At 44.0% G+C, this 25,630-nt stretch carries 30 protein-coding genes and 1 other RNA gene; 23 read left to right on the top strand and 8 right to left on the bottom strand.

Annotated features, from left to right (window positions below; all coding sequences use genetic code 11):
• Positions 1-103: 103 nt before the first annotated feature.
• Positions 104-991, bottom strand: a complete 888-nt coding sequence (locus M3221_RS05250) for an exonuclease domain-containing protein (protein WP_251270467.1) — start codon at positions 989-991, stop codon at positions 104-106.
• 120 nt (positions 992-1,111) lie between these two features.
• Between M3221_RS05250 and M3221_RS05245 the strand changes: the two genes are divergently transcribed.
• The 18 genes from M3221_RS05245 (at position 1,112) to M3221_RS05160 (ending at position 16,490) form a co-directional block, all read left to right on the top strand.
• On the top strand, positions 1,112-1,288 hold the full coding sequence (locus M3221_RS05245; RefSeq protein ID WP_251270466.1) for a hypothetical protein: 177 nt from the start codon (positions 1,112-1,114) through the stop codon (positions 1,286-1,288).
• 99 nt (positions 1,289-1,387) lie between these two features.
• Positions 1,388-1,528 (top strand): 3-methyladenine DNA glycosylase, encoded by a 141-nt coding sequence (locus M3221_RS05240; RefSeq protein WP_242232282.1) that lies wholly within the window; start codon positions 1,388-1,390, stop codon positions 1,526-1,528.
• Positions 1,529-1,607: 79 nt separating this feature from the next.
• Positions 1,608-2,561: a TRM11 family SAM-dependent methyltransferase gene (locus tag M3221_RS05235; protein WP_396120254.1), complete on the top strand. Its 954-nt coding sequence runs from the start codon at positions 1,608-1,610 to the stop codon at positions 2,559-2,561.
• A gap of 214 nt (positions 2,562-2,775) precedes the next feature.
• A complete protein-coding gene (locus tag M3221_RS05230; RefSeq protein ID WP_251270464.1) occupies positions 2,776-5,262 on the top strand; it encodes a bifunctional 2',3'-cyclic-nucleotide 2'-phosphodiesterase/3'-nucleotidase in 2,487 nt (828 codons plus the stop codon).
• Positions 5,263-5,355: 93 nt separating this feature from the next.
• Positions 5,356-6,381, top strand: coding sequence for a Delta(5) desaturase DesA (gene desA / locus M3221_RS05225; RefSeq protein WP_251270463.1), 1,026 nt, complete (start codon positions 5,356-5,358; stop codon positions 6,379-6,381).
• A gap of 70 nt (positions 6,382-6,451) precedes the next feature.
• Positions 6,452-7,585 carry a sensor histidine kinase gene (locus M3221_RS05220; RefSeq protein ID WP_251270462.1) on the top strand — a complete coding sequence of 378 codons (1,134 nt, stop codon included), beginning with the start codon at positions 6,452-6,454 and terminating at the stop codon, positions 7,583-7,585.
• On the top strand, positions 7,582-8,181 hold the full coding sequence (locus M3221_RS05215; protein ID WP_251270461.1) for a response regulator transcription factor: 600 nt from the start codon (positions 7,582-7,584) through the stop codon (positions 8,179-8,181). The genes M3221_RS05220 and M3221_RS05215 overlap by 4 nt, the downstream gene beginning before the upstream one ends.
• A gap of 104 nt (positions 8,182-8,285) precedes the next feature.
• A complete protein-coding gene (locus M3221_RS05210; protein WP_251270460.1) occupies positions 8,286-8,582 on the top strand; it encodes a DNA-binding protein in 297 nt (98 codons plus the stop codon).
• Positions 8,583-8,644: 62 nt separating this feature from the next.
• Complete coding sequence (locus tag M3221_RS05205; RefSeq protein ID WP_251270459.1) at positions 8,645-9,040, top strand: hypothetical protein; 396 nt, start codon at positions 8,645-8,647, stop codon at positions 9,038-9,040.
• Positions 9,041-9,128: 88 nt separating this feature from the next.
• A complete protein-coding gene (locus M3221_RS05200; RefSeq protein ID WP_251270458.1) occupies positions 9,129-9,758 on the top strand; it encodes a GTP pyrophosphokinase in 630 nt (209 codons plus the stop codon).
• Between the two features lie 67 nt (positions 9,759-9,825).
• A complete protein-coding gene (locus M3221_RS05195; protein WP_251270457.1) occupies positions 9,826-10,710 on the top strand; it encodes a foldase protein PrsA in 885 nt (294 codons plus the stop codon).
• A gap of 609 nt (positions 10,711-11,319) precedes the next feature.
• On the top strand, positions 11,320-12,123 hold the full coding sequence (locus M3221_RS05190) for a GDSL-type esterase/lipase family protein (protein ID WP_251270456.1): 804 nt from the start codon (positions 11,320-11,322) through the stop codon (positions 12,121-12,123).
• A 67-nt stretch (positions 12,124-12,190) separates the two neighbouring features.
• Positions 12,191-12,784: a TerD family protein gene (locus tag M3221_RS05185; RefSeq protein WP_251270455.1), complete on the top strand. Its 594-nt coding sequence runs from the start codon at positions 12,191-12,193 to the stop codon at positions 12,782-12,784.
• A gap of 89 nt (positions 12,785-12,873) precedes the next feature.
• Positions 12,874-13,296: an organic hydroperoxide resistance protein gene (locus M3221_RS05180; RefSeq protein ID WP_251270454.1), complete on the top strand. Its 423-nt coding sequence runs from the start codon at positions 12,874-12,876 to the stop codon at positions 13,294-13,296.
• Positions 13,297-13,311: 15 nt separating this feature from the next.
• Positions 13,312-13,791 carry a glutathione peroxidase gene (locus M3221_RS05175; RefSeq protein WP_311316123.1) on the top strand — a complete coding sequence of 160 codons (480 nt, stop codon included), beginning with the start codon at positions 13,312-13,314 and terminating at the stop codon, positions 13,789-13,791.
• On the top strand, positions 13,788-14,237 hold the full coding sequence (locus tag M3221_RS05170) for a MarR family winged helix-turn-helix transcriptional regulator (RefSeq protein WP_251270453.1): 450 nt from the start codon (positions 13,788-13,790) through the stop codon (positions 14,235-14,237). Before M3221_RS05175 ends, M3221_RS05170 begins: the two co-directional genes overlap by 4 nt.
• A gap of 76 nt (positions 14,238-14,313) precedes the next feature.
• Positions 14,314-16,131, top strand: coding sequence for an asparagine synthase (glutamine-hydrolyzing) (asnB, locus tag M3221_RS05165; RefSeq protein WP_251270452.1), 1,818 nt, complete (start codon positions 14,314-14,316; stop codon positions 16,129-16,131).
• A 59-nt stretch (positions 16,132-16,190) separates the two neighbouring features.
• Positions 16,191-16,490: a hypothetical protein gene (locus M3221_RS05160; protein WP_251270451.1), complete on the top strand. Its 300-nt coding sequence runs from the start codon at positions 16,191-16,193 to the stop codon at positions 16,488-16,490.
• An 84-nt stretch (positions 16,491-16,574) separates the two neighbouring features.
• Here M3221_RS05160 and M3221_RS05155 read toward each other — a convergent pair whose 3' ends face one another.
• The 3 genes from M3221_RS05155 to M3221_RS05145 are packed head-to-tail and all read right to left on the bottom strand — an operon-like array spanning position 16,575 to position 19,881.
• A complete protein-coding gene (locus M3221_RS05155) occupies positions 16,575-17,429 on the bottom strand; it encodes a transglutaminase family protein (protein ID WP_251270450.1) in 855 nt (284 codons plus the stop codon).
• Positions 17,430-17,465: 36 nt separating this feature from the next.
• A complete protein-coding gene (locus tag M3221_RS05150) occupies positions 17,466-18,431 on the bottom strand; it encodes an alpha-E domain-containing protein (protein ID WP_251270449.1) in 966 nt (321 codons plus the stop codon).
• A complete protein-coding gene (locus M3221_RS05145; RefSeq protein ID WP_251270448.1) occupies positions 18,412-19,881 on the bottom strand; it encodes a circularly permuted type 2 ATP-grasp protein in 1,470 nt (489 codons plus the stop codon). Before M3221_RS05145 ends, M3221_RS05150 begins: the two co-directional genes overlap by 20 nt.
• 270 nt (positions 19,882-20,151) lie before the next feature.
• Here M3221_RS05145 and ppnP point away from each other — a divergent pair, with 270 nt between their 5' ends.
• Positions 20,152-20,466, top strand: a complete 315-nt coding sequence (ppnP, locus tag M3221_RS05140) for a pyrimidine/purine nucleoside phosphorylase (protein WP_251270447.1) — start codon at positions 20,152-20,154, stop codon at positions 20,464-20,466.
• A gap of 118 nt (positions 20,467-20,584) precedes the next feature.
• Complete coding sequence (locus M3221_RS05135) at positions 20,585-22,180, top strand: catalase (protein WP_396120244.1); 1,596 nt, start codon at positions 20,585-20,587, stop codon at positions 22,178-22,180.
• Between the two features lie 40 nt (positions 22,181-22,220).
• On the opposite strand, the gene M3221_RS05130 is transcribed toward M3221_RS05135, so the two are convergent.
• Entirely contained in the window at positions 22,221-23,207 is a 987-nt protein-coding gene (locus M3221_RS05130; RefSeq protein WP_251270446.1) for an LLM class flavin-dependent oxidoreductase, read from the bottom strand.
• Positions 23,208-23,334: 127 nt separating this feature from the next.
• On the opposite strand from M3221_RS05130, the gene ssrS reads away from it, so the two are divergent.
• A non-coding RNA gene (gene ssrS, locus M3221_RS05125) (6S RNA) lies at positions 23,335-23,535 on the top strand.
• Positions 23,536-23,597: 62 nt separating this feature from the next.
• Here ssrS and M3221_RS05120 read toward each other — a convergent pair.
• Both M3221_RS05120 and M3221_RS05115 read right to left on the bottom strand, forming a co-directional pair.
• Positions 23,598-23,765: an aspartyl-phosphate phosphatase Spo0E family protein gene (locus M3221_RS05120; protein WP_251270445.1), complete on the bottom strand. Its 168-nt coding sequence runs from the start codon at positions 23,763-23,765 to the stop codon at positions 23,598-23,600.
• Positions 23,766-23,975: 210 nt separating this feature from the next.
• Complete coding sequence (locus M3221_RS05115; protein WP_251270444.1) at positions 23,976-24,353, bottom strand: nucleotide excision repair endonuclease; 378 nt, start codon at positions 24,351-24,353, stop codon at positions 23,976-23,978.
• A gap of 68 nt (positions 24,354-24,421) precedes the next feature.
• Between M3221_RS05115 and M3221_RS05110 the strand changes: the two genes are divergently transcribed.
• The gene (locus M3221_RS05110; protein WP_251270443.1) at positions 24,422-24,904 is read left to right on the top strand and encodes a DUF456 domain-containing protein; all 483 of its coding nucleotides are present in this window, start codon (positions 24,422-24,424) and stop codon (positions 24,902-24,904) included.
• A 74-nt stretch (positions 24,905-24,978) separates the two neighbouring features.
• A complete protein-coding gene (locus M3221_RS05105; RefSeq protein ID WP_251270442.1) occupies positions 24,979-25,290 on the top strand; it encodes a hypothetical protein in 312 nt (103 codons plus the stop codon).
• Between the two features lie 37 nt (positions 25,291-25,327).
• Here the strand turns inward: M3221_RS05105 and M3221_RS05100 are convergent, their stop codons facing one another.
• The gene (locus M3221_RS05100) at positions 25,328-25,558 is read right to left on the bottom strand and encodes a cold-shock protein (protein ID WP_242232256.1); all 231 of its coding nucleotides are present in this window, start codon (positions 25,556-25,558) and stop codon (positions 25,328-25,330) included.
• Between the last annotated feature and the right edge of the window lie 72 nt (positions 25,559-25,630).

Genomic DNA, 25,630 nt, shown 5'->3' with positions numbered 1-25,630 from the left:
GGTGTGCAAAGTCCGGCAGGCTTCACTTATCGGCTCTTTTTTAAAAGCGAAAGATTTTGTCTACACACTGAAAGAACGCACTCAGATAAGAAGTGCGTTCTTTTTATAAACGGATTGCTTTGAAAAATTTTTGCTCAGAAACGAGCTTGATGGCTCCGCCTTTTGACTGCCAGTTTTTTGCCCGTTGAATTTGGGCGGAAAGCTGTCCGTCTCGGTATTTTTTCGCATCAGATTCACCGACGATTAAATAATCAGTGTTCTTTTTAACGGTAGGATGAATGCTGGCACCAAGGCTTTGGACAATATGGATGGCTTCCTGCCGTTTCATAGATGTAAGCGTGCCGGTAAATGAAATGGCTTTTTGCGCAAAAGGATGTACGCCCGCATCTGCTTTTGGCTTTTGAAGTGGAGCCCGCTTGTCCGGCTTCTTTTTGCGAAAAGACTCGCCGTGAATATAGCCGAAGCCATACTGCGCTTCCTGGAGAAAGGCAGCAAGCGAAGCGTGGCGTTCCATCATACCGTTTACCACGACTGCACAGGCAACGGCATCTTCCAGCGCATTATGATGATTGAATGTAAAGTTAAAGTGGCCGGCTACTACATTCAATTTGTTAGAAGGCAGATTCAACATAGATTTTGCCAGCATACAGGAACAGAAATATGGATTATTCGGCAGGGACAGCCTATGTTTTTGAGCTGTGCTGCGCAGGACGCTGATGTCGAATTGGGCAAAGTGAGCCACAATTGGATCCTCTCCGATAAAAGCCATTACTTCATCGAAAATATCGCTGAACGAGGGCGCGTCCGCTACATTTTCCGGCCGGATGCCGTGCACGGCGATATTCCGGCTGTCAAACCGCTCTTTCGGATTAACAAGCGAATAGTACGTTTTTTTGATTTCTCCATCGACTACTTTTGCCAGTCCAATCGAACAAACACTGCTTCGGCTGGCGTTCGCCGTCTCGAAATCAAGTGCAGTGAAATTTTTCACGTCTGGATCATCCTTTACGTTAATCATAGTTATAGTAGAATAAGTGTACTGGTTTTAGGCATGAAATACAATCGGGCGTGTGGTACACTAGCAGAAAAAGCAGGTAAGGCAGGTAAGATGATGATTAAATTCGGTTGGGCATTAACAGTTCTTGGACTAATCGCTATTTTGAGCGGGCTTCTTTATCCGATGGGCGTCATTCCAAAAAATACGTTTCTCATCCTGCTCGTTGCAGGCGCACTCGTCATGTTTATTGGATCAATGGTGCGGACAGTGGGCATCTTAAAAAAGAAGTAGCCCTTTTGTTTTTACATGGTGCCAGATTATAATCTTTGTTTATTTTCAAGAAAATGTGGAAATAACGTAAAAGAGACAGATCAAAGGAGGCACATTCACATGACAGAAGAAAACAAACAGTCCAATGACTCAATAGAGCAGCAACGAAAGAAAGAGCGCGGTGAAGATATCGAACCGCAGCGCGCACAGGATAAAAAGGAAAAGCGCCCTGAAGATAAAAACCCTGACGATTTCGAATAATCGTCAGGGTTTTTTATTTTCCATGAAAAAAAGGAGCCCAATGGAGAAAAGTATGTCAAAATAAATGAAGCAGAGGATAATAGAAAGAAGGATCAATGTGAACGAATTTATTTATACAGTGAATTATAGTGAGGAAGACGAAGAACTGGCTGAAATGGAGCTGCGCGCTTTTTTCGGTTCGTCTGCCTCCGGGCCGGTAGTGAAAAGCAGCGTCGATCTGGACGTGAATCGAAGCCCGTTTATACGGGAAAAAGTAGAAGTGCTTCTTGAGGCGGATTCGGTGGCTGACATCGTTCAAAAAGCCGGCAGCATCGATATAGGAAGTGAAACATTTAAAGCGATTTTTGTAAAAACGAACGACCTTCCGCCTGAAAAAAAGGTGGAATATCAGGAACGGCTGGAAATTGAACGGGCTATTGGCTGGGAAATTATTGGGGAAGCGGACTTGAAAAATCCGGATCACCTCTTTGGCCTTGTGGCTTGCGGCGGACGCTGGTATCTGGGGCGTTATGAGAAAAACAAGCGTGTATGGATGAAACATATTCAAAAGCCGCGTGAATATTCAACAGCGCTTAGTGCCCGGGATGCCCGGGTCATGGCGAATATTGCTGTACCAGAGCCGGAAGGCATTCGGGCTGTCGATCCATGCTGCGGGATCGGGACTGTTTTAGTGGAAGCTTTATCAATGGGGATGGACATTGAGGGGCGCGATATCAATCCGCTTGTTGTCGGAGGCTCGCGTGAAAACCTGGATTACTTTGGTCTCGAAGGCCGTGTCACGCTCGGACCGATTGAAGAAGTAGAAGAGCATTATGATGTAGCGATTATTGATATGCCATATAATCTGTATACACATGCAACGCCTGATGAGCTGCAGTCCATTTTAACGCACGCACGGCGCATTGCCGACAGGCTCGTTGTCGTATCGATTGATCCGATTGAAGAAATGGTTGAGAAAGCCGGTTTTGTTATTCAAGACCGCTGCATTGCAAGAAAAAGTACTTTTTCCAGACGCATTCTCTCCTGTTCATAAGAAGGCCCTTCCCTTCAAATATATCAGGCTTCACTTATCGGCTCTTTTTTAAAAGCGAAAGACTTTGTCTACGCACTGAGACATTTCAGTTGAAATGTCTTTTTTTATTTGACATAATGTAAAGTTTTATTGAGAAAATTGTAAATATTCTCATTTCTTTTCGCCGATCATGCTATAATTCCTATATTGAAAAAATAGTTTAGGGGGCAGTTGAATGAAAAAAGCTTGGACAGTAGGAACCGTTATTGCAGCAGGGTTATTTGTGCCGCAGATGGCAGAGGCAGCCGAAGATACTGTAAAGCTGCGTATTGTAGAAACATCCGATCTTCATTCTAATGTAATGAACTATGATTACTATAAGGATTCGGCGACGAACGCCTACGGGCTTGCTAAAGCGGCTACCTTAATCAAACAGGTGCGCGGGGAAGCAGACAACAGCATGCTTTTTGACAATGGCGATTTAATTCAAGGAAGCCCGCTTGGTGATTACGTATATAACAACGGATTAATGAAGGAAGGCTATATTCACCCGGTATACAAAGCGATGAATCAACTTGGCTATGATGCAGCAACAATCGGCAACCATGAATTCAACTATGGGCTTGAGTATATGGATACAGCGCTTAGCGGGGCAGCGTTCCCATACGTAAATGCGAACGTTTATGACACGGAAGGAAATCCTTATTTTACGCCGTTTAAAATCATTGAGAAAGAAGTAAAAGATACAGACGGAGAAGTACATACAATTAAAGTCGGCGTGACCGGTTTTGTACCACAGGACATTATGAAATGGGATGCCAAGCACCTAGAAGGAAAACTGGTGGTGGGGGACATTGTAAAGTCCGCTCAAAAGGTGGTGCCGCAAATGAAGGAAGCGGGAGCGGATGTGATTGTGATTCTTTCCCATTCTGGCATTGCCGAGTATGACCAGAACGGCGCCATGAAAGAGTATACAGAAGGCATTGAAAACGCTTCTTATTATTTAACGAAAATTCCAGGTGTAGATGCTGTTTTAACAGGCCACCAGCATTTGAGCTTTCCGAATGCGGCCAAGCCGTCTTTTCCGGATGGAAGCGGTATCGATAACACAAATGGGACTATTAATGGTGTTCCGACAGTTATGCCTGGATCATGGGGCAATAACATTGGGCTGATTGATCTCCAGATTCAAAAAGTGAATGGAAAATGGGATGTAACAAGCGGAACTGGTTCTCTTAAGCCGATTACATCCGGTAATGTGACTGTAGAAGCGGATGCCGCTGTTGCAGCATCTGTTCAAACCGAACACGAAGCGACGATTAAGTATATGGAAACACCAGTAGGAGAGCTCAAAGGAGATTTAAATACGTATTTTGGTCTTGTGCGGGATAATGCGGCAATGGAAATTTTAAACCGGGCACAAACCTGGTATGTAGAAGATGCACTGAAAGGTACGCAGTATGAGAACCTTCCTGTCCTTTCAGCAGCGGCACCATTTAAAGCAGGACGCGGTGGCGTAGAAGATTATACGGATGTTCAAGCAGGCACGCTCGTGCTGAAAAACATTGCGGATCTGTACCTATACGACAACAACGTCGTCAATGCCATTAAAGTAAACGGTGCCACTTTGAAAGAGTGGCTTGAATGGTCAGCAGGACAGTTTAACACGATCGATCCGGCAAAAGGAGATGGACAAGCACTGATTAACCCGGATTTCCCGACCTACAACTTTGACGTGATCGACGGCGTTACCTATGAGATCAATGTGACATCCCTGCCGAAATACGACAAAGGACAAAATGTGATCAACGCATCGGCAAACCGGATTAAAAATTTAAAATTTAATGGCAAACCGGTAACAGATGAGATGGAGTTTATCGTAGCCACCAATGATTATCGGGCAGCAGGCAGCAAGCTGATGAATCCAGGCGGCGTAAACACGGTATTAAAAGCACCGGATTCCAACCGCCAGGCGGTAATGAATTATGTAAAGGAATTCAAAGAAATTGACGCAGCAGTAGATAACAACTGGACATTTGCCAAAACAAAAGCGAAAGCAACGTTTACCTCTAATCCAAAAGCAGAAGCGCTTGCCAAAGAAACGGATAACATTACGTATACGGGCAAAACCGATGAAAAAGGATTTGGCATTTTTGAGCTTGACTTAAACAAAGGCACAGCAGGTGCGCCGTCCTTTGCAGACGTGCCAGCGGATCACTGGGCAGCTGAGTATATCGCGGCACTCGCTGAAGCAGGCATTATTAAAGGCAAAACAGATGCAACATTCGATCCTGAAGGCGATGTGACACGCGGCCAGTTTGCGAGCATGCTCGTCCGTACCATGAAATGGACGGCCCAAAAAGAAACACCATTTGTCGATGTAAAGGGCCGGCTGAAGCAGGATATTACGGCTGCATTCGAAGCAGGCGTTGTAAAGGGCACAACAGCTAAAACGTTTGAACCGGCTAAATCGATCAGCCGTGCCGAGATGGCAGCCATGCTCGTGCGCGCTTATGAAAAAGAACACGGAGCAGTTAAATTAACGGGCTCTATGCCGTTTAACGATGTGGGCCAATACCGCACATCTATTCAACAATCCATTCAGAAAGCGTATCAGCTCGGCTTGATGGAGGGAACAGGCAAAACATTTAAGCCGGGCGACACGGCGACACGGGCCGAGGCGGCAAAAGTGCTTTATTTGCTCGGGCAAAAATCAATATGACACTTGTCATATTGATTGTATGACGGGTGCTACTGCACAACACGCTTTCCTTCCGCTATAGTAAAGTTATTACTGAGCGGAGGGAACGTAAACATGAGCAAAGAACATACAAAAATTTTACGAAAACAAGTAGCCCCCTATGAAAAATCTGATACGCATAAAAGCATCTTTCAATTAATCAATACAATTGGCCCGTTTTTGCTGGTCTGGTTTCTTGCATACCAAAGCCTGCAAATTTCCTACTGGCTGACACTCGGGTTATCGGTAATCGGTGCCGGGTTTATTACACGCATCTTTATTATTTTTCACGATTGCTGCCACCACTCCTTTTTTAAGAACCGCAAGCTGAACCGGGTAGTAGGCACGATCACAGGTGTTTTAACGTTTTTCCCGTATGACCAGTGGCAGCACAGCCATAATGTCCACCACGCAACAAGCTCAAATCTTGACAAGCGCGGTACAGGAGACATGTGGATGCTGACGGTTAATGAATATTATGAAGCGCCATTGAAAACACGTATTGCATACCGTTTATATCGCAATCCGTTTATCATGTTCGTTATTGGTCCAATATGGGTGTTCTTGATCACCAACCGTTTTAACGTGAAAGGCGCCCGCAAAAAAGAACGCATGAACACATACTTAACGAATGTGCTTCTTCTTCTTGGCGTCGCCCTTATGTGCTGGCTCGTCGGCTGGCAGGCGTTTCTCCTTGTACATGGCCCGATGTTCTGGATCGCCGGTGCGATGGGTGTGTGGTTGTTTTATGTGCAGCATACCTTTGAGGATTCGTATTTTGAAGAAGATGAACATTGGAGTTATGTAAAAGCAGCAGTAGAAGGAAGCTCGTTTTACAAACTGCCAAAGCCGCTTCAATGGATTACCGGTAATATTGGCTTTCACCATGTGCATCATTTAAGCCCGCGCGTGCCAAATTATCAGCTTGAAGCAGCGCACTCAAATTCCGAACCGCTTCAAAGTGTTCCGACTATCACACTCTGGACCAGTATCCAGTCTGTAAAGTTTCGCCTTTGGGATGAGGAACAGGATAAATTCGTTACATTTAAACAAGCTAAAAAAACATATGGCTCACTTGGTAAACGAAGTGCCATTCAGTAGTTTGAAAAGCTGCCCCCACTCAAGTGAGGGCAGTTTTTTTGTGGTAAAATAAAAATAAAAAAGGTGTCGTATGAAAAAAAGATTCGCATCGTTTGGGAAAAGCTCCGGCTTGTCTCCTTATATATGGATTATTTTAAGTCTGCTGCCGTTTTATTTTATTTTTCAGTCGTCGTCCACGAATGAAATTGTCATCGGCATTACATTGACGATTTTGTTTTTTATCAGCTTCAGGTTTGCTTTTTTATCATCCAGGTGGCCGGTTTACTTCTGGGTCTGCCTTCTTGTCGGCATTTCTGTAGCCATGACGGTTATGTATCAGTTTATTTACTTTTCATTCTACATTGCTTATTACAATGGAAATATCCGTAAGCGTGCGGCTTTTATAACAGCTTACGTGATCCACCTGGTCAGCACCATTGGTTCTATTAACTATAACCTTGTGGTTCAGGACCCACTGTTTATTCAGCAGATTCCCATTATTGTCATCGTATTTATTGGCATTGTGCTGTTGCCCTTTTCATTGTACAACCGAAAAAAACAGGATAAGCTTGAAGCTGAGCTGCAGCTTGCCAACAACCGGATTGCTGATCTTGTGAAACAGGAGGAACGCCAGCGGATCGCTCGTGATCTGCATGATACGCTTGGCCAGAAGCTTTCCCTCATTGGATTAAAAAGCGATTTGGCGCGCAAGCTGATCGAAAAAGACCCGGAGCGGGCAAGAGGAGAGCTGCTGGATGTGCAGCAAACGGCACGAACTGCACTGAATGAAGTGAGAAACCTTGTTTCGTCTATGCGGGGCATCCGGGTGAATGATGAAATTGTCCTTGTTCAGCAAATGCTGCGGGCTGCACAAATTGAGTATACAGGCGCTGATTCTTTTCAGCTTGTAAATGTATCGCTGTTTGTGGAAAATGTGCTCAGTATGTGCATGAAAGAAGCGGTAACGAATATCGTAAAACACAGCCAGGCCTTTTCCTGCCATATATCGATTGAGCAGCTTGAAGATTCCGTTCGAATGACCGTAAAAGACGATGGTGTAGGGCTCAGCCGCCAGGATATTGGAAAAGGAAGCGGACTGCCTGGTATGCGGGAGCGGCTTGAGTTCGTAAATGGAAGTTTAGAGATCCGAAGTGAAAATGGCACAGTTTTAGTTATGACGGTACCGAACAATGTCACACAGCATGACAGGGAGGGAATGAAATGATCCGCATTGTCATTGCAGAGGACCAGCGCATGCTTCTTGGAGCACTTGGGTCGCTGCTCAGCTTGGAAGATGATATGGAAGTGGTTGGACAAGCTGCAAATGGAGAAGAAGCTGTTACACTTGTGCGGGAGCTGCAGCCGGACATTTGTATAATGGATATTGAAATGCCGCTGAAAACAGGGCTTGAAGCGGCCGAAGAATTAAAAAATGATGCATGTAAGGTGATTATTTTAACGACATTTGCCCGCACAGGCTATTTCCAGCGGGCATTAAAAGCAAAAGTGAGCGGGTATTTACTAAAGGACAGTCCAAGCGATGAACTGGCGAGCTCTATCCGAAATATTATGAATGGCCGAAAAGTATATGCGCCGGAATTGATGGATGACTTATACAGTGAAGAAAATCCGCTGACGGAACGTGAAAAAGATGTGCTGGCTCTTGTTTCAGAAGGAAAAAGCACAGGAGAGATTGCAAAGCAGCTGAATTTAAAAAACGGGACCGTCCGCAATTACATCTCTACGATTTTCGATAAGCTGGAAGTGAAAAATCGAATAGAAGCCATTTCTCAATCTAAAGAAAAAGGCTGGTTTAAATAAAGGAGAGCGTGCAGAAGCACGCTTTTTTTTATGGAAGAAAAAGAGATGACGGAGGCCATTCGCTCATAAGATAAAAAAGCACAGAAGAAAAAGGAGGACAAGCTGTGAGTTTATTTTTAGGCGCTGGGATTGCACTGGCCGGCTATTTTATCGGAGACGGTCTTAAAAATTGGAAAAATCCATCTGAAAAAACGTTTATCGATCATTTCAAGCGAAGAGGTCAGTCTGAGCTTATTCAGGAGGATACTTTGCATCGTTTTTTGGGCGCACCGAAGCAGGATACGAAAGAACTGCTTCAAAAATATCGGGATATTCCATCTATTGATGTAAATGGAAAAACGTATTTTTCAAGAACTTCTCTCCGCCAGTGGCTGGCAGCACGTAAGATTCGTTCCGATTAACAGGCTCAAGCTGTATAAATAGCGTTCATCTGCCTAAGACTAAAGAAAAAAGGAGGGATAAAGTGGATACAAACCTGACATTGATCCTCGGAAAAATAATGGGAGAACTATACGATCTTCAAAGCCGGCAGGGCATTGACAAAGCCGATAAAGGCCATATTTACGGACTTAAAAATGGATTTGAAGAAGCGCTGGCGAAAGAATTCGGGGAGCTCTCCGTTGTCCGGAAAGAAGAAGTGGAGACGGTATACCGATATTTTTCTCCTTTTATGGAGGCAAAGACGGAAACAGACGAGCTTCCCCCCATTGAAGAAATGCGGGCACAGATGGAGAAAAAGGGGATTTCTCAAGACCGGTTTATTATCATTTTAAGATACTTGAATGCATGTGACAGGATCAATGTTGATGTAAACCAATTTGGAGATTTTATGTTAATAGGCGGGCATGAAGAAAAGTAAGCATCCTTTATGGGTGCTTTTTTCATTTTATTTTCACTTTCTTCCGCTACGATAAAAGGCAGATCATGTTACAAAGGAAGTGCGGTAGATGGAGCAGGAAATGGATGAATGGAAAAAACTGATGCTGATTCACAAATTTGCGCTGGATAAAGTAAATACGAAGCTGAATATTTTAAATGAAGAGTTTCAGCATATCCACCAATACAATCCGATTGAACATATTAAATCGCGATTGAAAAATCAGCATGGCATTATTCAAAAGTTAAACCGAAAAGGTTACGCGTTAACCCCGGAAAATGCACGGCGCCATGTGCACGATATTGCCGGCATTCGCATTACATGTTCGTTTGCAGCCGACATCTACCAAGTGCTGCAAATGCTCAAGCAACAGCGGGATATTCAACTTGCACATGTAAAAGATTACATCAAACAGCCGAAACCAAACGGCTATCAAAGTTTGCATGCGATCATTGAAATTCCTGTTTTTATGGCGGCTTCAACCGAAAAAACGATGGTTGAAGTGCAAATCCGTACGGCTGCGATGGATTTCTGGGCAGGACTGGAGCATAAGCTGTTTTATAAATTTGACGGTGTCATTCCGCCCCGCCTGCAAAGAGAACTGAAAAGTGCAGCGGACACGATGACCGAGCTCGATCAAAAAATGGAAGTGATCAAACAGGAAATGGATTTTGTTAAAAACGGCGGAACATTCATTTGACTTTCACCGTTTTTTCACTTTTGTTTTTTATACTGAACTCGGAAAATAAATAGCAGGGAGAGAAAAAATGAACGCTTTAAAAAAAGGAAAAACGTATGTATGGGCTGCGATTATCGCAGCAATAGCGGCGGCTGGATTCTTTTTTGCCACAGCCGGCAGCAGTGCAGAAACGATTGCGGAGGTAGGCGGAACCAAAATTACGAAAGATGATTTGTATGATTCACTCGTAAAAATGTACGGAGCAGACGCAGCGGAATCGTTAATTGCGGACAAGATTGTGGAAAAAGAAGCCGCTAAGGAAAAGGTGCAGGTGACGGATAAGGAGATTCAAGAAGAACTGGACGCAACCATTGAGTCGTACGGAGGAGAAGAAGCGTACAAGTCAGCGCTTGAATCAAGCGGTATGACCGAAGCAGATATGAAAGAAGAAATTAAAGTATATCTTGAGACGGTGAAATTGCTTGAGCCGCGCATCGAAATCACAGATGAAGAAATCGAGACTTATTTTAATGAAAACAAAGATACGTTTGCCACATCTGAACAGGTAGAAGCCAGCCACATTTTAGTAGATGACGAAGCGACAGCAAAAGAAGTTGCAGCGAAGCTTGCAGACGGAGAAGACTTTGCAGCGCTGGCAAAAGAATATTCTACCGATACAACAAGTGCGGAAAATGGCGGTGAGCTGGGCTACTTCGGTACAGGGGAAATGACCGGGGAATTCGAGAAAGCAGCTTTTGCGATGGAGATTGGTGAAATCAGCGAACCGGTTAAAACCGATTACGGCTATCATATTATTAAAGTAACAGGAAAGAAAGAAGCGAAAGCTGCTAACTTGGAAGACAGCAAAGAGGAAATTAAAGAAACGCTCAAGCAGGAAAAAATGTCGAGTGAATATACAACCTGGCTGGAAGAAAAAAAGGAAGACTATGATATTTACAATTCATTTGAATAAAAGAAAGAACTCTGTCCTCAGGGCAGAGTTTTAGACTGTCGACAAATTATATGGATGATCGTGCATATGAATGGGATGGACCGACGGCGTCCAGGCAGCTCCGCTTTCCATGGGGCAGGCGCTGAGCCCGATTTCGCCTAGCGGCTCCACTGGTCTCAGCTGCCCGCTAGTCCCATAGGAGTCTGCGCTGCCCTCCCGCCGCCAAGTGACTTGTGATAAGATTGTATGGGGCTAACAAGGTCATAGTTTTCTGTTAAAAAAAGAGAAAATCTCTATTTGGTCCTTGCTTATTAATCTTTAATGCCACTCAGTGAAGTCGGGCAGGCTTCACTTATCGGCTCTTTTTTTAAAGCGAAAGACTTTATCTACACACTGGAACTCTGTCCTCGGGGCAGAGTTTCTTTTTCTTTTGGACAGAGTCTTGTTTCTAAAAAAAGTGGGTATGGATAAAAGAAGATGGGAGAAAACGGCTTTTGGGGACGGTGTTTTAGAGCCCTTTTTCCCCAAACAGATTAGTTGTGAAAACAGCGAAATCGTACGTATAATGAACAATTAATACGGCAACAATGAACAGTATTTCCGAATAAAAGGAGGAACAAGGAAAGAGGCATGAAAGTCATCGCCACCATTTTAAGTGTTGTAGCAGTGTGTGTGGCAGGTTTCGCGATTTGGATGTATTACCCGCAATATCAGATAAAACAATTAAAAGAAGGACCGCAGACGCTTGCAAGTGAGCAGAAAGAGACATATATCGATTATTTCCGCGAAAGTGACAAGCAGGTACTTCGCCACCTGGCAATTGGAGATTCTATTATTACCGGTTTTGGTGCACCGCCGAAAGAAAATCTCGTGAAGTCTTTTTCGGAGAGCCTTGAGTCATCCATCCAAAAAGAGGTTGAATTCCAAAACGAAGGCATTAATGAAATTACAAGCACTGAATTAAACCGTCTCGTGCAGGGCGGAGAGTTTGATGACCAGATCAAGAAAGCGGATATTGTGACGATTAATATCGGCGGCAATGATATTTTGCAGCTTGGCTTCCAAAAAGGGTTTTATGAGGCTGTTCAATCCGTGGATTCGCTTCAAAAAACATTTAATACCAATCTAACCGACATCATGGAGCGGGTGCATACGTTAAATCCGGAAGCCACGGTTTTGCTGTTAGAATTGTACAATCCGCTTGATAAAGAATTTGAATTGTATTCAATGGCAGACCGGCTCCTGCCAAGATGGAACCTTCAATTTTACGAGCTGGCAGCCAAGCACGATTATGCGGTTGTCGTCGATACCACCGAAGTGATCAACAGTGAAACACCACAGAATGTGTCAGATGATGGGATTCATCCGAACGAGTTTGGCTACCATGCTATTGCGGATCAAATGCTGTTTCAGCTTCAGCAGGAAGTACGGTAAAAACGAGCGGGCTTTTGCTTGGAAAGAAAGCCCGCACCTGTTAGGATGAAACAAAAGGGGGATTTGCATGAAACCGAACCGGCTGAAAGGATCTATGAAAATTGCGTTAGGATGGGATGGAAGCGCTTCGCTTTTTGACCTGGATATGATGGCGCTGCTTGTAGATAGGGAGAACCGTGTGCGCTCAAGTGAACATATTGTTTTTTACAATCAGCTCACTGCTTTCGACGGAGCGCTTCTTTTATCGAGCGATAATCAAACAGGAGCAGGCAGCGGTGATGATGAAGAGCTTTACGTACAGCTGTCGATGCTTCCTGATACAGTGGATAAAATTGTTCTTGCCATTGCCCTTCACGAATCGGGCGGGCGGACATTCCGCGATGTGAACGCTGCATTTGTCCGGATGATCAATGATGAAATAAAAGAAGAAATTGTCCGGTATGAATTAGGAGAAGACTTTTCGGACGCAGCCGGCGTCGTGATTGGTGATGTTCGACGGGCAGAAAAAGGCTGGAGAATCGTTTTGACCGGAAGTGGTGTATCCGGCGATTTTCGGTCTATTTGTCGTGCGTACGGCCTCACATCCTTGCCGGAAGGGTTTTTCAATAAGAAAAAAGGAATGAATAAAATCTCCCCGCTGCATATTGAGAAGCTGTTTTAAATAAAACAGCTTTTTTAGTTGTGTTTTTTATTTAAATCGTGTACGATTTAATCGTAGAAGATTTAAAAACGGTTAAAGGAGTTTTTCGAATGAAACCTATTTTTGAAACAACAATTATTAACACAGGCGGACGCGACGGAGAAGTTCATTCACCGGACAACATTTTTAATTTAGACGTTGAAAAACCACAGGCACTTGGCGGCAATGCGACAACAGCCACAAATCCAGAGCAGTTATTTGCAGCGGGCTACAGTGCATGCTTTAACAGTGCACTTGAATTGATGCTTGAACAGGGAGGCGTTGAATTCCAAAGCAGCCAGGTTATAGCAACCGTTGCTCTTTACCCGGACAAAGCCGATAAAGGTGTTAAGCTTGGTGTTAAGCTTGAAGTGTCCATTGAAGGAGTAGACCAAGCAACAGCAGAGGAATATGTGAACAAAGCGCACCACTTCTGCCCATATTCAAAAGCGATCAGCGGTAACGTTGATGTTGAATTGTCTGTAAAGCAATAAGGAGGAGGGAGTTCTGTGACAACTGTTTACGATTTTAGCGTTAAAAAACCGAACGGCAATGAAATGCCGCTAAAAGAGTACGAGGGCAAACCGCTGTTGATTGTCAATACAGCAAGCAAATGCGGATTTACGCCGCAGTTTGGCGGCCTGCAGTCTTTATATGAAAAGTACAAAGACGAAGGTTTTGTTGTTCTCGGGTTTCCATGTGATCAGTTTAACAACCAGGAATATGGCGATATCAATCAAACGACCGAGTTTTGCCGGGTAAACTATGGTGTTACGTTTCCCATCTTTGCCAAGGTTGATGTAAATGGTGAGGGTGCACACCCGCTGTTTGTTCACTTAACAACCGAGAAAAAAGGGATGCTGTCCAAAAAAATCAAATGGAATTTTACAAAATTTCTCGTCGACCGAAACGGGCAGGTTGTCGAGCGGTATGCACCACAGACAAGCCCTGAAAAAATAGAAGAGGATGTAAAAAAAATCCTATCATGAATGATTTCCGCTCACTGAACAGCCAGCTTTGTTTTGCTGTTTATGAAACAGCTGGCGAGTTTAACAAGCTGTATACAAGCGTATTGCAGCCGTTTGGACTTACGTATCCGCAGTATTTGGTGCTTTTGGCTTTATGGGAAAAAGATGAAGTAACGATGAAAGAGCTTGGTGCAAAGCTCGACCTTGGTACTGGAACACTGACACCGATGATTTCACGTATGCAGGAAAATGGATGGGTGCGTAAAGAGCGCTCCAAAGAAGATGAACGAAAAGTATTTATCTATTTAGAGGAAAAAGCGCACCAGCAGCAGAGGGCTATTACGAAGCGTGTGGCAGAGGAAATCGAACTTTGTCAAATTAACGTGGACGAATACAAAGAATTGATGACCAGGCTTAATGATCTGCATCAAAAACTCAAAAAAAGAACAAATTCCGCTGATGCGTAGTGCATCGGCGGAGTTTTTTTTGTTGTCATGTTTCGGACAGGTCGCGCATATCGTATTACGGGAAAGGGTGATGCGCATGTGTGGCATAACAGGCTTTGTACATTTTAATCAAGAGCTTGCCAGTAAAAAAGAAACAGTCCGCCAGATGGCGCAGACACTTGAAAAACGGGGACCGGACGATTTTAACATTTGGACAGCGGAACATGTAGCATTCGGTCATACGCGGCTTGTCGTCGTAGATCCGACAGGCGGGATCCAGCCGATGACGCGCGGAACGTACACCATTGTATACAATGGTGAGCTGTACAATACGGAAGAAATCCGGGCTGAGCTCAAAAAGTGCGGCCACTCATTTCAAGGACATTCGGACACGGAAGTGCTGCTTTATTCATTTATCGAGTGGCGTGAAAAGTGCCTGGAGCGGCTAAATGGCATTTTTGCGTTTGGTGTGTGGGACCAAACACGTGGGGAGTTATTTATGGCACGTGACCGGCTCGGTGTGAAGCCGTTATTTTATACAGAAAAAAATGGCGCGTTTATTTTCGGCTCAGAAATCAAGGCGCTGCTTGCCCATCCAGATGTGAAACCGGAACTTGACCGATTAGGCTTTATGGAACTGATCGCGATCGGACCGGGCCGTACACCGGGGCAGGGAGTGTTTAAAGGGATAAAAGAGCTTCGGCCGGCGCACGCGCTAACTGTAAAAAAGACCGGGGTGAAAGTATGGAGATACTGGAATGTACAGAGCGCCCCGCATGCTGATTCCCTTCCTGAGACAGCCCTGCGTGTCCGGGAGCTGCTGCAGGATGCCGTAATGCGTCAGCTGACGGCAGATGTACCGGTGTGTACCTTTCTGTCTGGAGGGGTAGATTCCAGTGCAATCAGTGCATTTGCAGCTCAGTTTTTCGACACACCGCTTCATACGTATTCGATTGAGTACGAAGACAACAGCCGCTTTTTCAAGCAAAACGTTTTTCAGCCGGGGGAAGACCGGCCATGGATCGAAAAAATGCAGCAGCACATTGGCTCCGTTCATCACACAAAAGTGATTGATCAGGAAACATTGGCTCATGCATTAAAAGAAGCCATGTGTGCGCGTGACCTCCCGGGCATGGCCGATGTGGATTCGTCCCTGCTTTGGTTCTGCCATGAAATCAAGCAGGACTTTACTGTCGGCTTGTCAGGAGAGTGTGCGGATGAAGTGTTCGGCGGGTATCCGTGGTTTCACCGGAACGGATCGGAAGAAGGGTTTCCGTGGATTACCTCCATGCAGGAGAAATCCCAGCTGTTAAACGATAAATGGCGGCAGGTTCTTCCATTAAAAGAATACGGACGGGAGCAAAGCGGCAAACTGCGGGACGAGACACCGAAGCTTGATGGGGAATCAGATGTGGAGCGCCGGCGCAGAGAGCTGTTTTATTTGAATATGGTATCATTTATGACCGCACTTCTGGAACGAAAAGACCGGATGAGTATGGGGGCAGGACTGGAAGTGCGTGTACCGTTTGCGGATCACCGGCTTGTTGAATACGTCTGGAACATACCGTGGGAGATGAAAATGGCAGACGGGCGTGAAAAAGGCATTCTTCGAAGAGCACTGGATGGTGTTCTGCCGGGAGATGTGCTGTATCGAAAGAAAAGCCCGTATCCAAAGACGCATCATCCAGCGTATACAGCAACCGTGTCAAGCATGCTGCAGGATATTTTAAAGAAGGATACACCGCTCTTGCACTTTTTCTCAAAAGAAGGACTTGAGAAACTCGCACAGACCGGCGGGGCGTCTTTTCAATATCCGTGGTTTGGCCAGTTGATGACTGGACCGCAGCTTGTTGCTTATTTTATTCAAATGCACGAATGGTTTGAGGAATATTCTGTTAGGTTTTATGACAAATAAGATGTTTTTGAGCAGGAAATCGGGGAATATAGTAATCAAATACGAAAGGAGTGCTGAAAATGAAAACAAATAAAATGACATGTGTATATAGAAACGGGCAAGGTGAGTGGAAACAAGGCGAGTTGTTTGAAGAAGAACTCAAGCTCGGCGAAGGCACTCACTTTCATATCAAGTGCGGCGAAACATCAAAGTTTTACGAAATGGTTTCAGACCGTTATATAACGGATCGAAAAGACCGTCAAAAAACATTTTATAAATTTGAAACACCCGATGGCTACAAAGCAGGAGACCGCTTTTTCAGTGTTGCTTATATAGACCATCGCAATCAGGATATTACATTTGATATTCACAGCGAATAAACTGGCTTTACATGTTTTTATCATAAAAAAGGGGTTATTCCAAAGTCGAGGGAGTGGACTTTTGGAATAACCCCTTTTTATGTGTTAAAGAGACTCCAGTTTTTTCACACTTACTTTCACCTCAAGTGTCTGGCTGCCGCCTCTGTAAATCCCTTGAAGAGGGCTGACATCTGTATAGTCCCGGCCAATGCCGATTCGAATATGGTTTTCTAGTGCTTCTACATTATTGGTTGGATCAAGCCCAATCCAGCCAATTCCAGGCACCATCACTTCTACCCAGGCATGGGAAGCTGAGTCGCCAATAAACTCCGCATTGTCTCCTGTGTATAAATAGCCGCTGACATATCTGGCTGGGATCCCTTTTTTTCTAAGAATGCCGAGCATAACATGCGTATAATCCTGACAGACGCCTTTTTTCAAAGCGAAAGCTTCCTGGGCCGTTGTCTGAACATTCGTGGCTTCAGTATCATACGTAAATGTCTTATGCAAATACCGCATTAATTCTAGTGAAAATTGAACAGGATTTTCGATATTACCGACAGACTGCATCATTTCTTCTACTTGTTCCGGACTAAGAAAGGTATATGTATTTCCCTTTAAAAAAGGAAGATAGTGCTCCTTGAACCGTTTTGAATGAAAAATGGACTTCATTTCAGAAGAGTATTCAATTCGTTCAATAAACGGCGCCCGCTGAATGCTGACAACAGAAGTCGTTTTTACTTCTAATGAGCGGTGTTTTTGTGGGATAAGAAAGCTCTCCACGGTATTTCCCCACAAATCTATACTTTCTTTTGTCATAGAAGGAGGAGTAATATCAATCTGATAAGAAAGCAGGTGCTGGCATTCGTCCGTACTTGGTTTTAAACGAATATGGTTCATGCTTTGGTCCACATCATTTTCGTATTGGAAAATATTGGTATGAGTAATTTCATATTTCATAAAGCCTTCACTCTCCAAGTGCTTTGGTTTATTCGTTCACATAATAGATTCACGCTCCATTAAATAATACGTCTCAGAGAATGTTTTGCCAAATTCTATGCAGCGGTTTAACGATTGAAGCAGAAAATATTCCATTTCTTCTTCTGCCAGGCTGTTCAGGTAATCTTCATGAAATTCTGTCATCATCGTATCAAGCAGCGCATACATCCGCCAAGAATAATGAGACACTTTTTCATTTTCTAATTTTTTGATGGCTTCCCAAATATGGTCTATGCAGTAACGGATCGAGCGTGGGAAAGAGACGTCTGTCATGAGAAACCTAATCACACAATCCGGATTAATAATAGGAGAAAAACGGTTAAAGTATGTGTCAGCCCCGTTTACAAACTGCAACGCAGAACGCCAGGCAACATCATCGGTCGTGGTTTCGCCAGCCTGCTTTGATTTTTGGTAAAAAACGTGCAAAATACGCGCTGTTTTCTCTGCCCGTTCAAGCCATCTGCCGATCTTTATAAAATGATAAGGAAGATCACGTGCCATAGAAGCGTCTATCACACCTGTTGCAGTAAACGATGTTTTTTTAATTTGATTTAAAAAGAAATGGATATCCGGAAGAGAGCAGTTTACTGTCTGTGGTATCTTTGGAAGAGACAAATAAAATTCATTCCAGACCTCCCACAGCTCATTCGGGATATGATTGCGGGTAATGCGGGCATTTTCGCGCACGATTGACACGGTATTTACAGTCGAATTTACATTTTCTTTTGAAAATGTTAAATAATCTACCACGTTGTCTAATTGTATACTGTTATACAAAAAAGAAAATTCCTCTTTTGACGAGCAAATATCAAGAACAGTTTCCCAGTCATCTTGTGCAGTCGTTTCCTGCTCGGATGATTCGAGCATTTTGATCAGCTGCATACTGAGGATATGCGCATTTTGCTCTGTTCTTTCACCATTTCTAGACATCCAATATAATGAATCAGCGACTCTGCTTAACATGCTGTGGTTCCTCCTTTAATACCCAAGTATCTTTTGCTCCTCCGCCTTGTGAAGAGTTCACAACGAGTGAGCCTTCTTTTAATGCAACACGTGACAGACCGCCTGGAAAAACATTAATGTTTTCCCCTTTCATCACAAATACGCGAAGGTCTACATGGCAAGGATAAAAGCGGCCATCCTGATAAACCGGTGCTCGTGACAGCTTGATGGTCGGCTGCGCAATATATTGATTTGGGTTTTCCAAAATTTTCTCTTTGAAAATAGCGATTTCTTCTTCAGACGCGTGCGGGCCAATCAACATATCGTAGCCTCCAGAAGCTCCTACGTTTTTAACAACAAGCTGGTCAATATGCTTAAGCACCCATTCGCGCTGTTCAGGATTTCGCAGCATATAGGTTTCCACATTTGGGATAATCGGTTCTTCGTTTAAATAGTATTTGATCATATCAGGTACATACGCATAGATTGCTTTATCATCTGCAGCCCCGTTGCCGATTCCGTTTACGATTGAAACATTTCCTGCCCGGTACGCATCGAGCAGGCCGGGAACGCCTAAACGGGAATCTTTTCGAAATGCCTGTGGATCAAGAAAATCATCATCAATACGGCGGTAAATAATATCAACCCGTTTTAGTCCCCTGATTGTTTTCATGTAGACGATTTTGTCCTTAACAATCAAATCCCGCCCTTCAACAAGAGAAATATTCATCCGCTGTGCTAAAAAAACGTGATCATAGTAAGCGGAATTATACATGCCCGGTGTTAACAAAACAGCTCGTGGATCGGCGGTTGTTCTTGCATTTTTAGGAAGATGGGACATTAAAGCAGCATGCAGGTGGCCGATTTGTTCTTCCAGCATGTTAAGGGAATGCTTTGAAAAGAATTCCGGGCAAACCTGGCGCATCACATACCGGTTTTGATATACATATGACATGCCGGAAGGGTTTCGCAAGTTGTCTTCGAGTACTCTGTAAACACCCTTTTCATCTTTGATTAAATCAATGCCTGCCAAAAAAATATGGTTTCGAAGCGGGATGTCTAATCCGCCTGCCTGCCGGTAGTAAAAGTAAGGGTTTTGTTCAATGAGGCCACGCGGAATAATCCCATCATTCAAAATATTTTGATTATGGTAAATGTCATCTAAAAACAAATTTAATGCTTTGACACGCTGCACCATTCCTTTTTCGATTTGCTTCCACTTGTCAGCTGGGATAATAATAGGAATAAAATCGAAAGGCAGCGTCCGCTCGGTCCCGCCTTCGTTTCCGTAGACGGTAAACGTGATACCCTGACGTAAAAAATTTAAATTCGCTGTATCCTGTTTTTCTTTTAAATCTTCAGGATTCAATTGTAGAAGAGAGTTATAAAAACGCTGGTAATGTTCCCTCGGATTTCCGTTTTGGTCAATCATTTCGTCGAAATAAGGATCACTATTGTATAGTTTAAACATTGTCAGAACTCTCCTTAAAAGTATTTAATGTAAGAATACAACAAATGATGGCAAATTCCTTTATTTTTGTCGGCAAATCTAACATTTACATGTAAGATTTTTTAACAAACGAAGAAAGCACAAAAAAATAATAGATACAAATAAAAGATTTGAAAGGAAAGATAGAATTTTTAACATGTAGAAGAAAAAGTGAAAAGTAGTGGAAAAATTCTGTTTAATGAGCCGGACTTTTATGATAAATTATTGGGAGAAAGTGAAAGGATGGAGAATATGACTCAACTAAAAAACGTAGATATTACAAAGGAAGCAAACATTTATTTCGACGGGAAGGTAACGAGCAGAACCATTTTCCTGCAGGATGGAGCCAAAAAAACGCTCGGTATTATGATGCCCGGGGAATATACATTTTCAACGGAGTTAAAAGAAGAAATGGATATTTCAGCTGGGAAGCTCGAATACAAGCTTCAAGGCGGTGACTGGGAAACGATTGACGGAGCGGGTGTTTTCTTCGTGCCGGCCAATGAAACATTTGAATTAAAAGTACATACAATTGTGGATTATTGCTGCTCTTATCTGTCTGAGTAATAAAGTTGTTTTTTTCGTTTTTGGCGCTCCCTTTCGAGCGCTTTTTTTTGTTTAAATTTTTGGGAAAAAGGATATAAATAATGGAAATGTGGATTCAATTTGGCAGGGAGGAATAAATGTGGAACACGAAGACAAGAAAAAAACGGGGACAGGTGAAACGGAAGAAACGTTAACAGACCGTCAGGGACATCCAGTTGTAGACAATCAAAACATTCGAACTGTTGGAAACCGTGGTCCGGCAACGCTCGAAAACTATCATTTTATCGAAAAAATTTCCCACTTTGACCGTGAACGTATTCCGGAACGGGTTGTGCATGCGCGTGGTGCCGGTGCACATGGCTATTTTGAAACGTATGGGAAAGTCGGCGACGAAGATGTTGCTAAATATACACGGGCAAAGGTATTTAAAGGAGCGGGCAAGCGGACACCGGTATTTGTTCGGTTTTCAACGGTTGCCGGAGCGAAGGAATCTCCAGAAACAGCCCGCGACCCGCGTGGATTTGCGGTTAAATTTTATACGGAAGATGGCAACTGGGATCTTGTCGGCAACAACCTGAAAATTTTCTTTATTCGTGATCCACTGAAATTCCCAGATATGATTCATGCGTTTAAGCCAGACCCGGTGACAAACATTCAAAATCCGGAGCGTATGTTTGATTTTGTTTCCAAGACACCGGAAGCGACTCATATGATTACCTTCTTGTTTTCACCATGGGGCATTCCGGCAAACTATCGCCAAATGCAGGGCTCGGGTGTTAACACGTATAAGTGGGTAAACGAAGCGGGTGAAGCGGTGCTGGTGAAATATCATTGGGAGCCGTTAAAGCAGGGCATTCGGAACTTAACGCAAAAAGAAGCCAATGAAATTCAAGGAATGAACACGAGCCATGCCACACAGGATCTTTATGAAGCGATTGAAAAAGGTGATTACCCGGAATGGGAGCTTTGCGTACAAATCATGAGTGATGATGAGCACCCAGAGCTTGATTTTGATCCGCTTGATGATACAAAGCTATGGCCTCAGGATCAATTCCCGTTCCTCCCGGTTGGGAAAATGGTGCTGGATAAAAATCCGGAAAATTATTTTGCGGAAGTTGAGCAGGCGGCTTTTGGGACAGGAGTGCTTGTGGACGGCCTGGATTTTTCTGATGATAAAATGCTCCAGGGACGCACGTTCTCTTACTCAGATACCCAGCGCTACCGTGTTGGAGCAAACTACCTGCAAATTCCGATCAATAAACCGAAAAAGCGGGTTGCGACCAATCAGCGCGATGGCCAGCATGCCCACTATGTAGACGATGGGCGGAATCCGCATGTGAATTACGAGCCGTCTATGCTGGATGGTTTAAAAGAAGCAGAAAGAGCCGGTGCAGACCATCAGCCTGCCTACAACGCAAAATTAACAAAGCAGCCGATTGACCGCAAAAACGATTACGGGCAGGCCGGTGATACATACCGGAGTTTTGAAGACTGGGAACGCGATGAGCTGATCAGCAATTTGGTTGATGCGCTCAGCATATCGCACCCGGATATTCAAAAAGCCATGATCGGCCACTTTACAAAAGCGGACGAGGGGTATGGCCGCCGTGTAGCGGAAGGGCTTGAAAAAGCAAAACAGAAGATGGATCAAACAGCTGGGGATACCGGTTCAGCGGCAGCGAAAAAAGCAGCGGATACTGCAAAACAAGAAGGCCACGAGGCGGATCCATACTAAAACAACCCCCTTCACCATAGTGAAGGGGGATTTTTGATTTTTATTCGAGCGAACGCAAAACGTCTGCTGCGAGTTCAAAGGAACGCAGCCTTGCTTTATGGTCGTAAATTTGCGCGTTAATCATTAGTTCGTCCGCGCCGGTTTCTTCGATGAACGCGGCTAATTTTTTCTTAATGGTTTCCGGACCGCCGATGATGGAGGAACCGAGCTGCTGCTGCAGTGCTGCTTTTTCAAATTCAGTCCATATGCCGTCCATGCTGTCCACTGGCGGCTGAAGAGGCACCGCTTTGTTGCGGATCAGGTTTAAAAATTGCTGCTGCATGGATGTAGCAAGCCGCTCTGCTTCTTGGTCCGTATCAGCGGCAATAACGTTTACGCCAAGCATAGCATGCGGCTTTTCGAGAACGTCCGATGGAATAAAATGACGCCGATAAAGGGCAAGCGCCGGCAGCGTATTATCTGGAGAAAAGTGGCTTGCAAAAGAAAATGGCAGGCCTAAATCACCAGCGAGGCGAGCGCTGAACCCGCTTGAGCCAAGCAGCCAGATCGGAATGGACAAGCCTTCACCCGGAACGGCATGAACGTGATTTGTACCGTTAAAGTATCCGCGCAGCTCAGCCAGCTGCTCTGGAAAGTCGTGCCCGTCGCTTATATTTTGGCGGCGCAGTGCCCGCATCGTCACCTGGTCCGTTCCAGGAGCGCGGCCAAGCCCCAGGTCGATGCGTCCAGGAAACAGGGACTCAAGGGTGCCAAATTGTTCTGCGATGACAAGCGGCGCATGATTAGGCAGCATAATGCCTCCGGAGCCAACCCGGATTGTTTTTGTAGCGGCGGCAATATGGCCGATCACCACGGATGTGGCAGAGCTTGCAATGCCGGGCATATTATGATGCTCAGCAAGCCAGTACCGGTTATAACCCCATTTTTCTGCATGACGGGCGAGGTCAGCAGAACGCTGAAAAGATTCTGAAGCGGTGCTTCCCGCTGTAATAGGAGCAAGGTCAAGAGCAGAATAAGAGATAGACATCTATAAACACTTCTTTCATATAAGGTAAGTAAAGGTACTCATTTCTCGTCTGTTTAGTGTAGCAGGAATATTTCGTGTGGCAAAATAAAACGGCTTGCATTTCAGGCGAAAAAGAAGTAAGATACGAATACAGCTGCATTGTACGTGTTTTTTTAATTAAGTTTTAACCTTTAAGCTGTAATAGGGAGTTTAACATTAAAGCGGGATTGACAAGCCTCTGCCGGTTCGGCAGGGAGGACAGACATGAACGTTTTTGCAAACACCCACTTTGAGGAGTGGTGGTTTAAAACTTTCTTATTTTTGATAATACGGCAAAAGCGGCACAAAAAAACCAGCCCCGTTTGGGAGCTGGTTTTTTTGTGCCTGAAAAACAATAAGGAGAAAAAATATTTAAAACTTTCTATAGGGCTGAAATTGATTCATCAGCTCGTCCAGTTCTTGGCTGTACTGAACAGTCTCTGCATGGCTTAATCCTTTTGTTGTGCCGGATGTAATCATGTCCCGGCGGACTTTTTTAATTTTTTTCATTAACTCATCACGATTTACCAACGTATTCATTTTGAAACCTCCGTGAGTACTTTCCATACTTTTTTTATAAGAGAACAGCATCTAGTATACGAAAAGATCGTATTATTTAAAACAGATTCGACAAAACGTATCAAAACGTTACAGATGGAGCGGGTTGTTTGACAGAAAGGGGAAATTTCCGAAAAAGGAGCAGCATAGAAAGAGAAGAAAAGCCGGCTTCAAAAAAAACCGGCTGCAGGATTAAGAACGGAAAAATGCTTTATCCGTATTGTATTTCGCTTCGAACGTATTAATAATATAGGTTTCATAAATATCCCGTTCCATCGGGTTATCCACCACAAGAACAACAATTTTGTGAACGTCATCACGGTGGTTTTTAATGTCGGATACATTATCTTCAAAATGTTTGCGGATACGCATGCGGAGTTTACGGGCTTTACCCACGAACAGAAGACGGTCCTGTGCATCATAAAAAAGAAAAACGCCTGGTTTATCACGCGGAATTTTATGATAATCGGTAAATCCGTACTCGCGTGCGATCGCCGCTTCACTTGTGTCCTCCGGATTCCGTTTTCTTGTTAAAATGTAGTCAGCCTGAGGCAGTTCAATGTTAATCAATGTGAATCACTTCCTATTCCTTTGCATAATGGTACAATGCTATCATAACAGAGAAGAGAGGGATATGTGTGTCTATTTTTGTTTGGGCAGTTATTATTTTACTGTTTATCGCAAGCTTTGCCGGCTTCATTTTTCCAATTGTTCCATCGGTTCTCGTTTTGTGGGTAGGATTTGGTCTTTATTATGTTGGCATTAGCCGCGAGGAATTATCCATTCTTTTTTGGATTGGCATGCTTGTTTTAACAGCGCTTATGTTTTTAGCTGATTTTCTGGCAAACAGCTACTTTGTAAAAAAATACGGCGGTTCCAAATGGGGCGAGTGGACAGCGGTGATTGCTCTTATTGCGGGTTCGTTTATCATCCCGCCCTTTGGGATTTTGATTGTGCCGTTTGTGGCGGTTTTTGCGGTTGAACTCATTGTTTTAAAAAATATAAAACAGGCTTTTTTTGTTGCGTACGCCACGCTTATTGCTTTCTTAAGCGGAACGCTGGCCAAAGTGGTGATCCAGCTTATTATGATCGGCTGGTTTTTGGCAGAAGCAATCCTGTAGCCGTCCCATGTTTGGGTGCTTCCTCTGTAAGGGTATAGAGCATACCATGAAGAAGCATACAGGAGGCTTGAGCAATGGCAGCTGAACGGATACGAGTTGGATATATGGAATTAACAGAAGAAGAATCAAATCGCTTGTTAAAAGAAATGCAGCGTGATGGACGGGCGGAAACACTGGAAGATCTGCAGCAATTGATGGATAAGTATGATGCCCGTATGGTAGAGGCGGAAGGCCATCTTCTTGAGGGAATGATGGAAGAAAAGGAAGAGCAACCCTCTGTAACAGAGGAAGAAATTGAATTTTTTCCAAAAACAGAAAGTGATAAACGGTATCGGATTAAAGCATCGAAAAAAACAAATGCTTTTGACAAACCCGGAAATCAATAAAAGCAGGCAAAAGAAAAAAGCGGATTCCCAAGAGGGATCACGCTTTTTTTTGTTCGGCCTCTGCCGGTTTACGAAACGTATTGTTTTGCAGCGAATTCGTGTGCCGGGTTCCGTTTTCCATCTCGCTCCCGCAAAATGGGCACGTTGGTGAATCATCATCTGAAAAGTTCTTTCTCATCCAGCCTTTGCAGCCCTCCGACGGGCATTCCCATGTCTCGATATCAACGTTTGGCAATGGTTCCGTACGATTTTTGCTGTAATAAGACATTTTAAACGTCACCCCCGGGATTATTGGTCAATCCTGTCTATTATCTCACACTTTGCCTCGTTCTGATACATT

The sequence above is a fragment of the Domibacillus indicus genome, assembly GCF_023715895.1.
GTDB classification, from domain to species: Bacteria; Bacillota; Bacilli; order Bacillales; family Domibacillaceae; genus Domibacillus; species Domibacillus indicus_A.
This window is presented reverse-complemented; position numbering and strand designations above follow the sequence as displayed.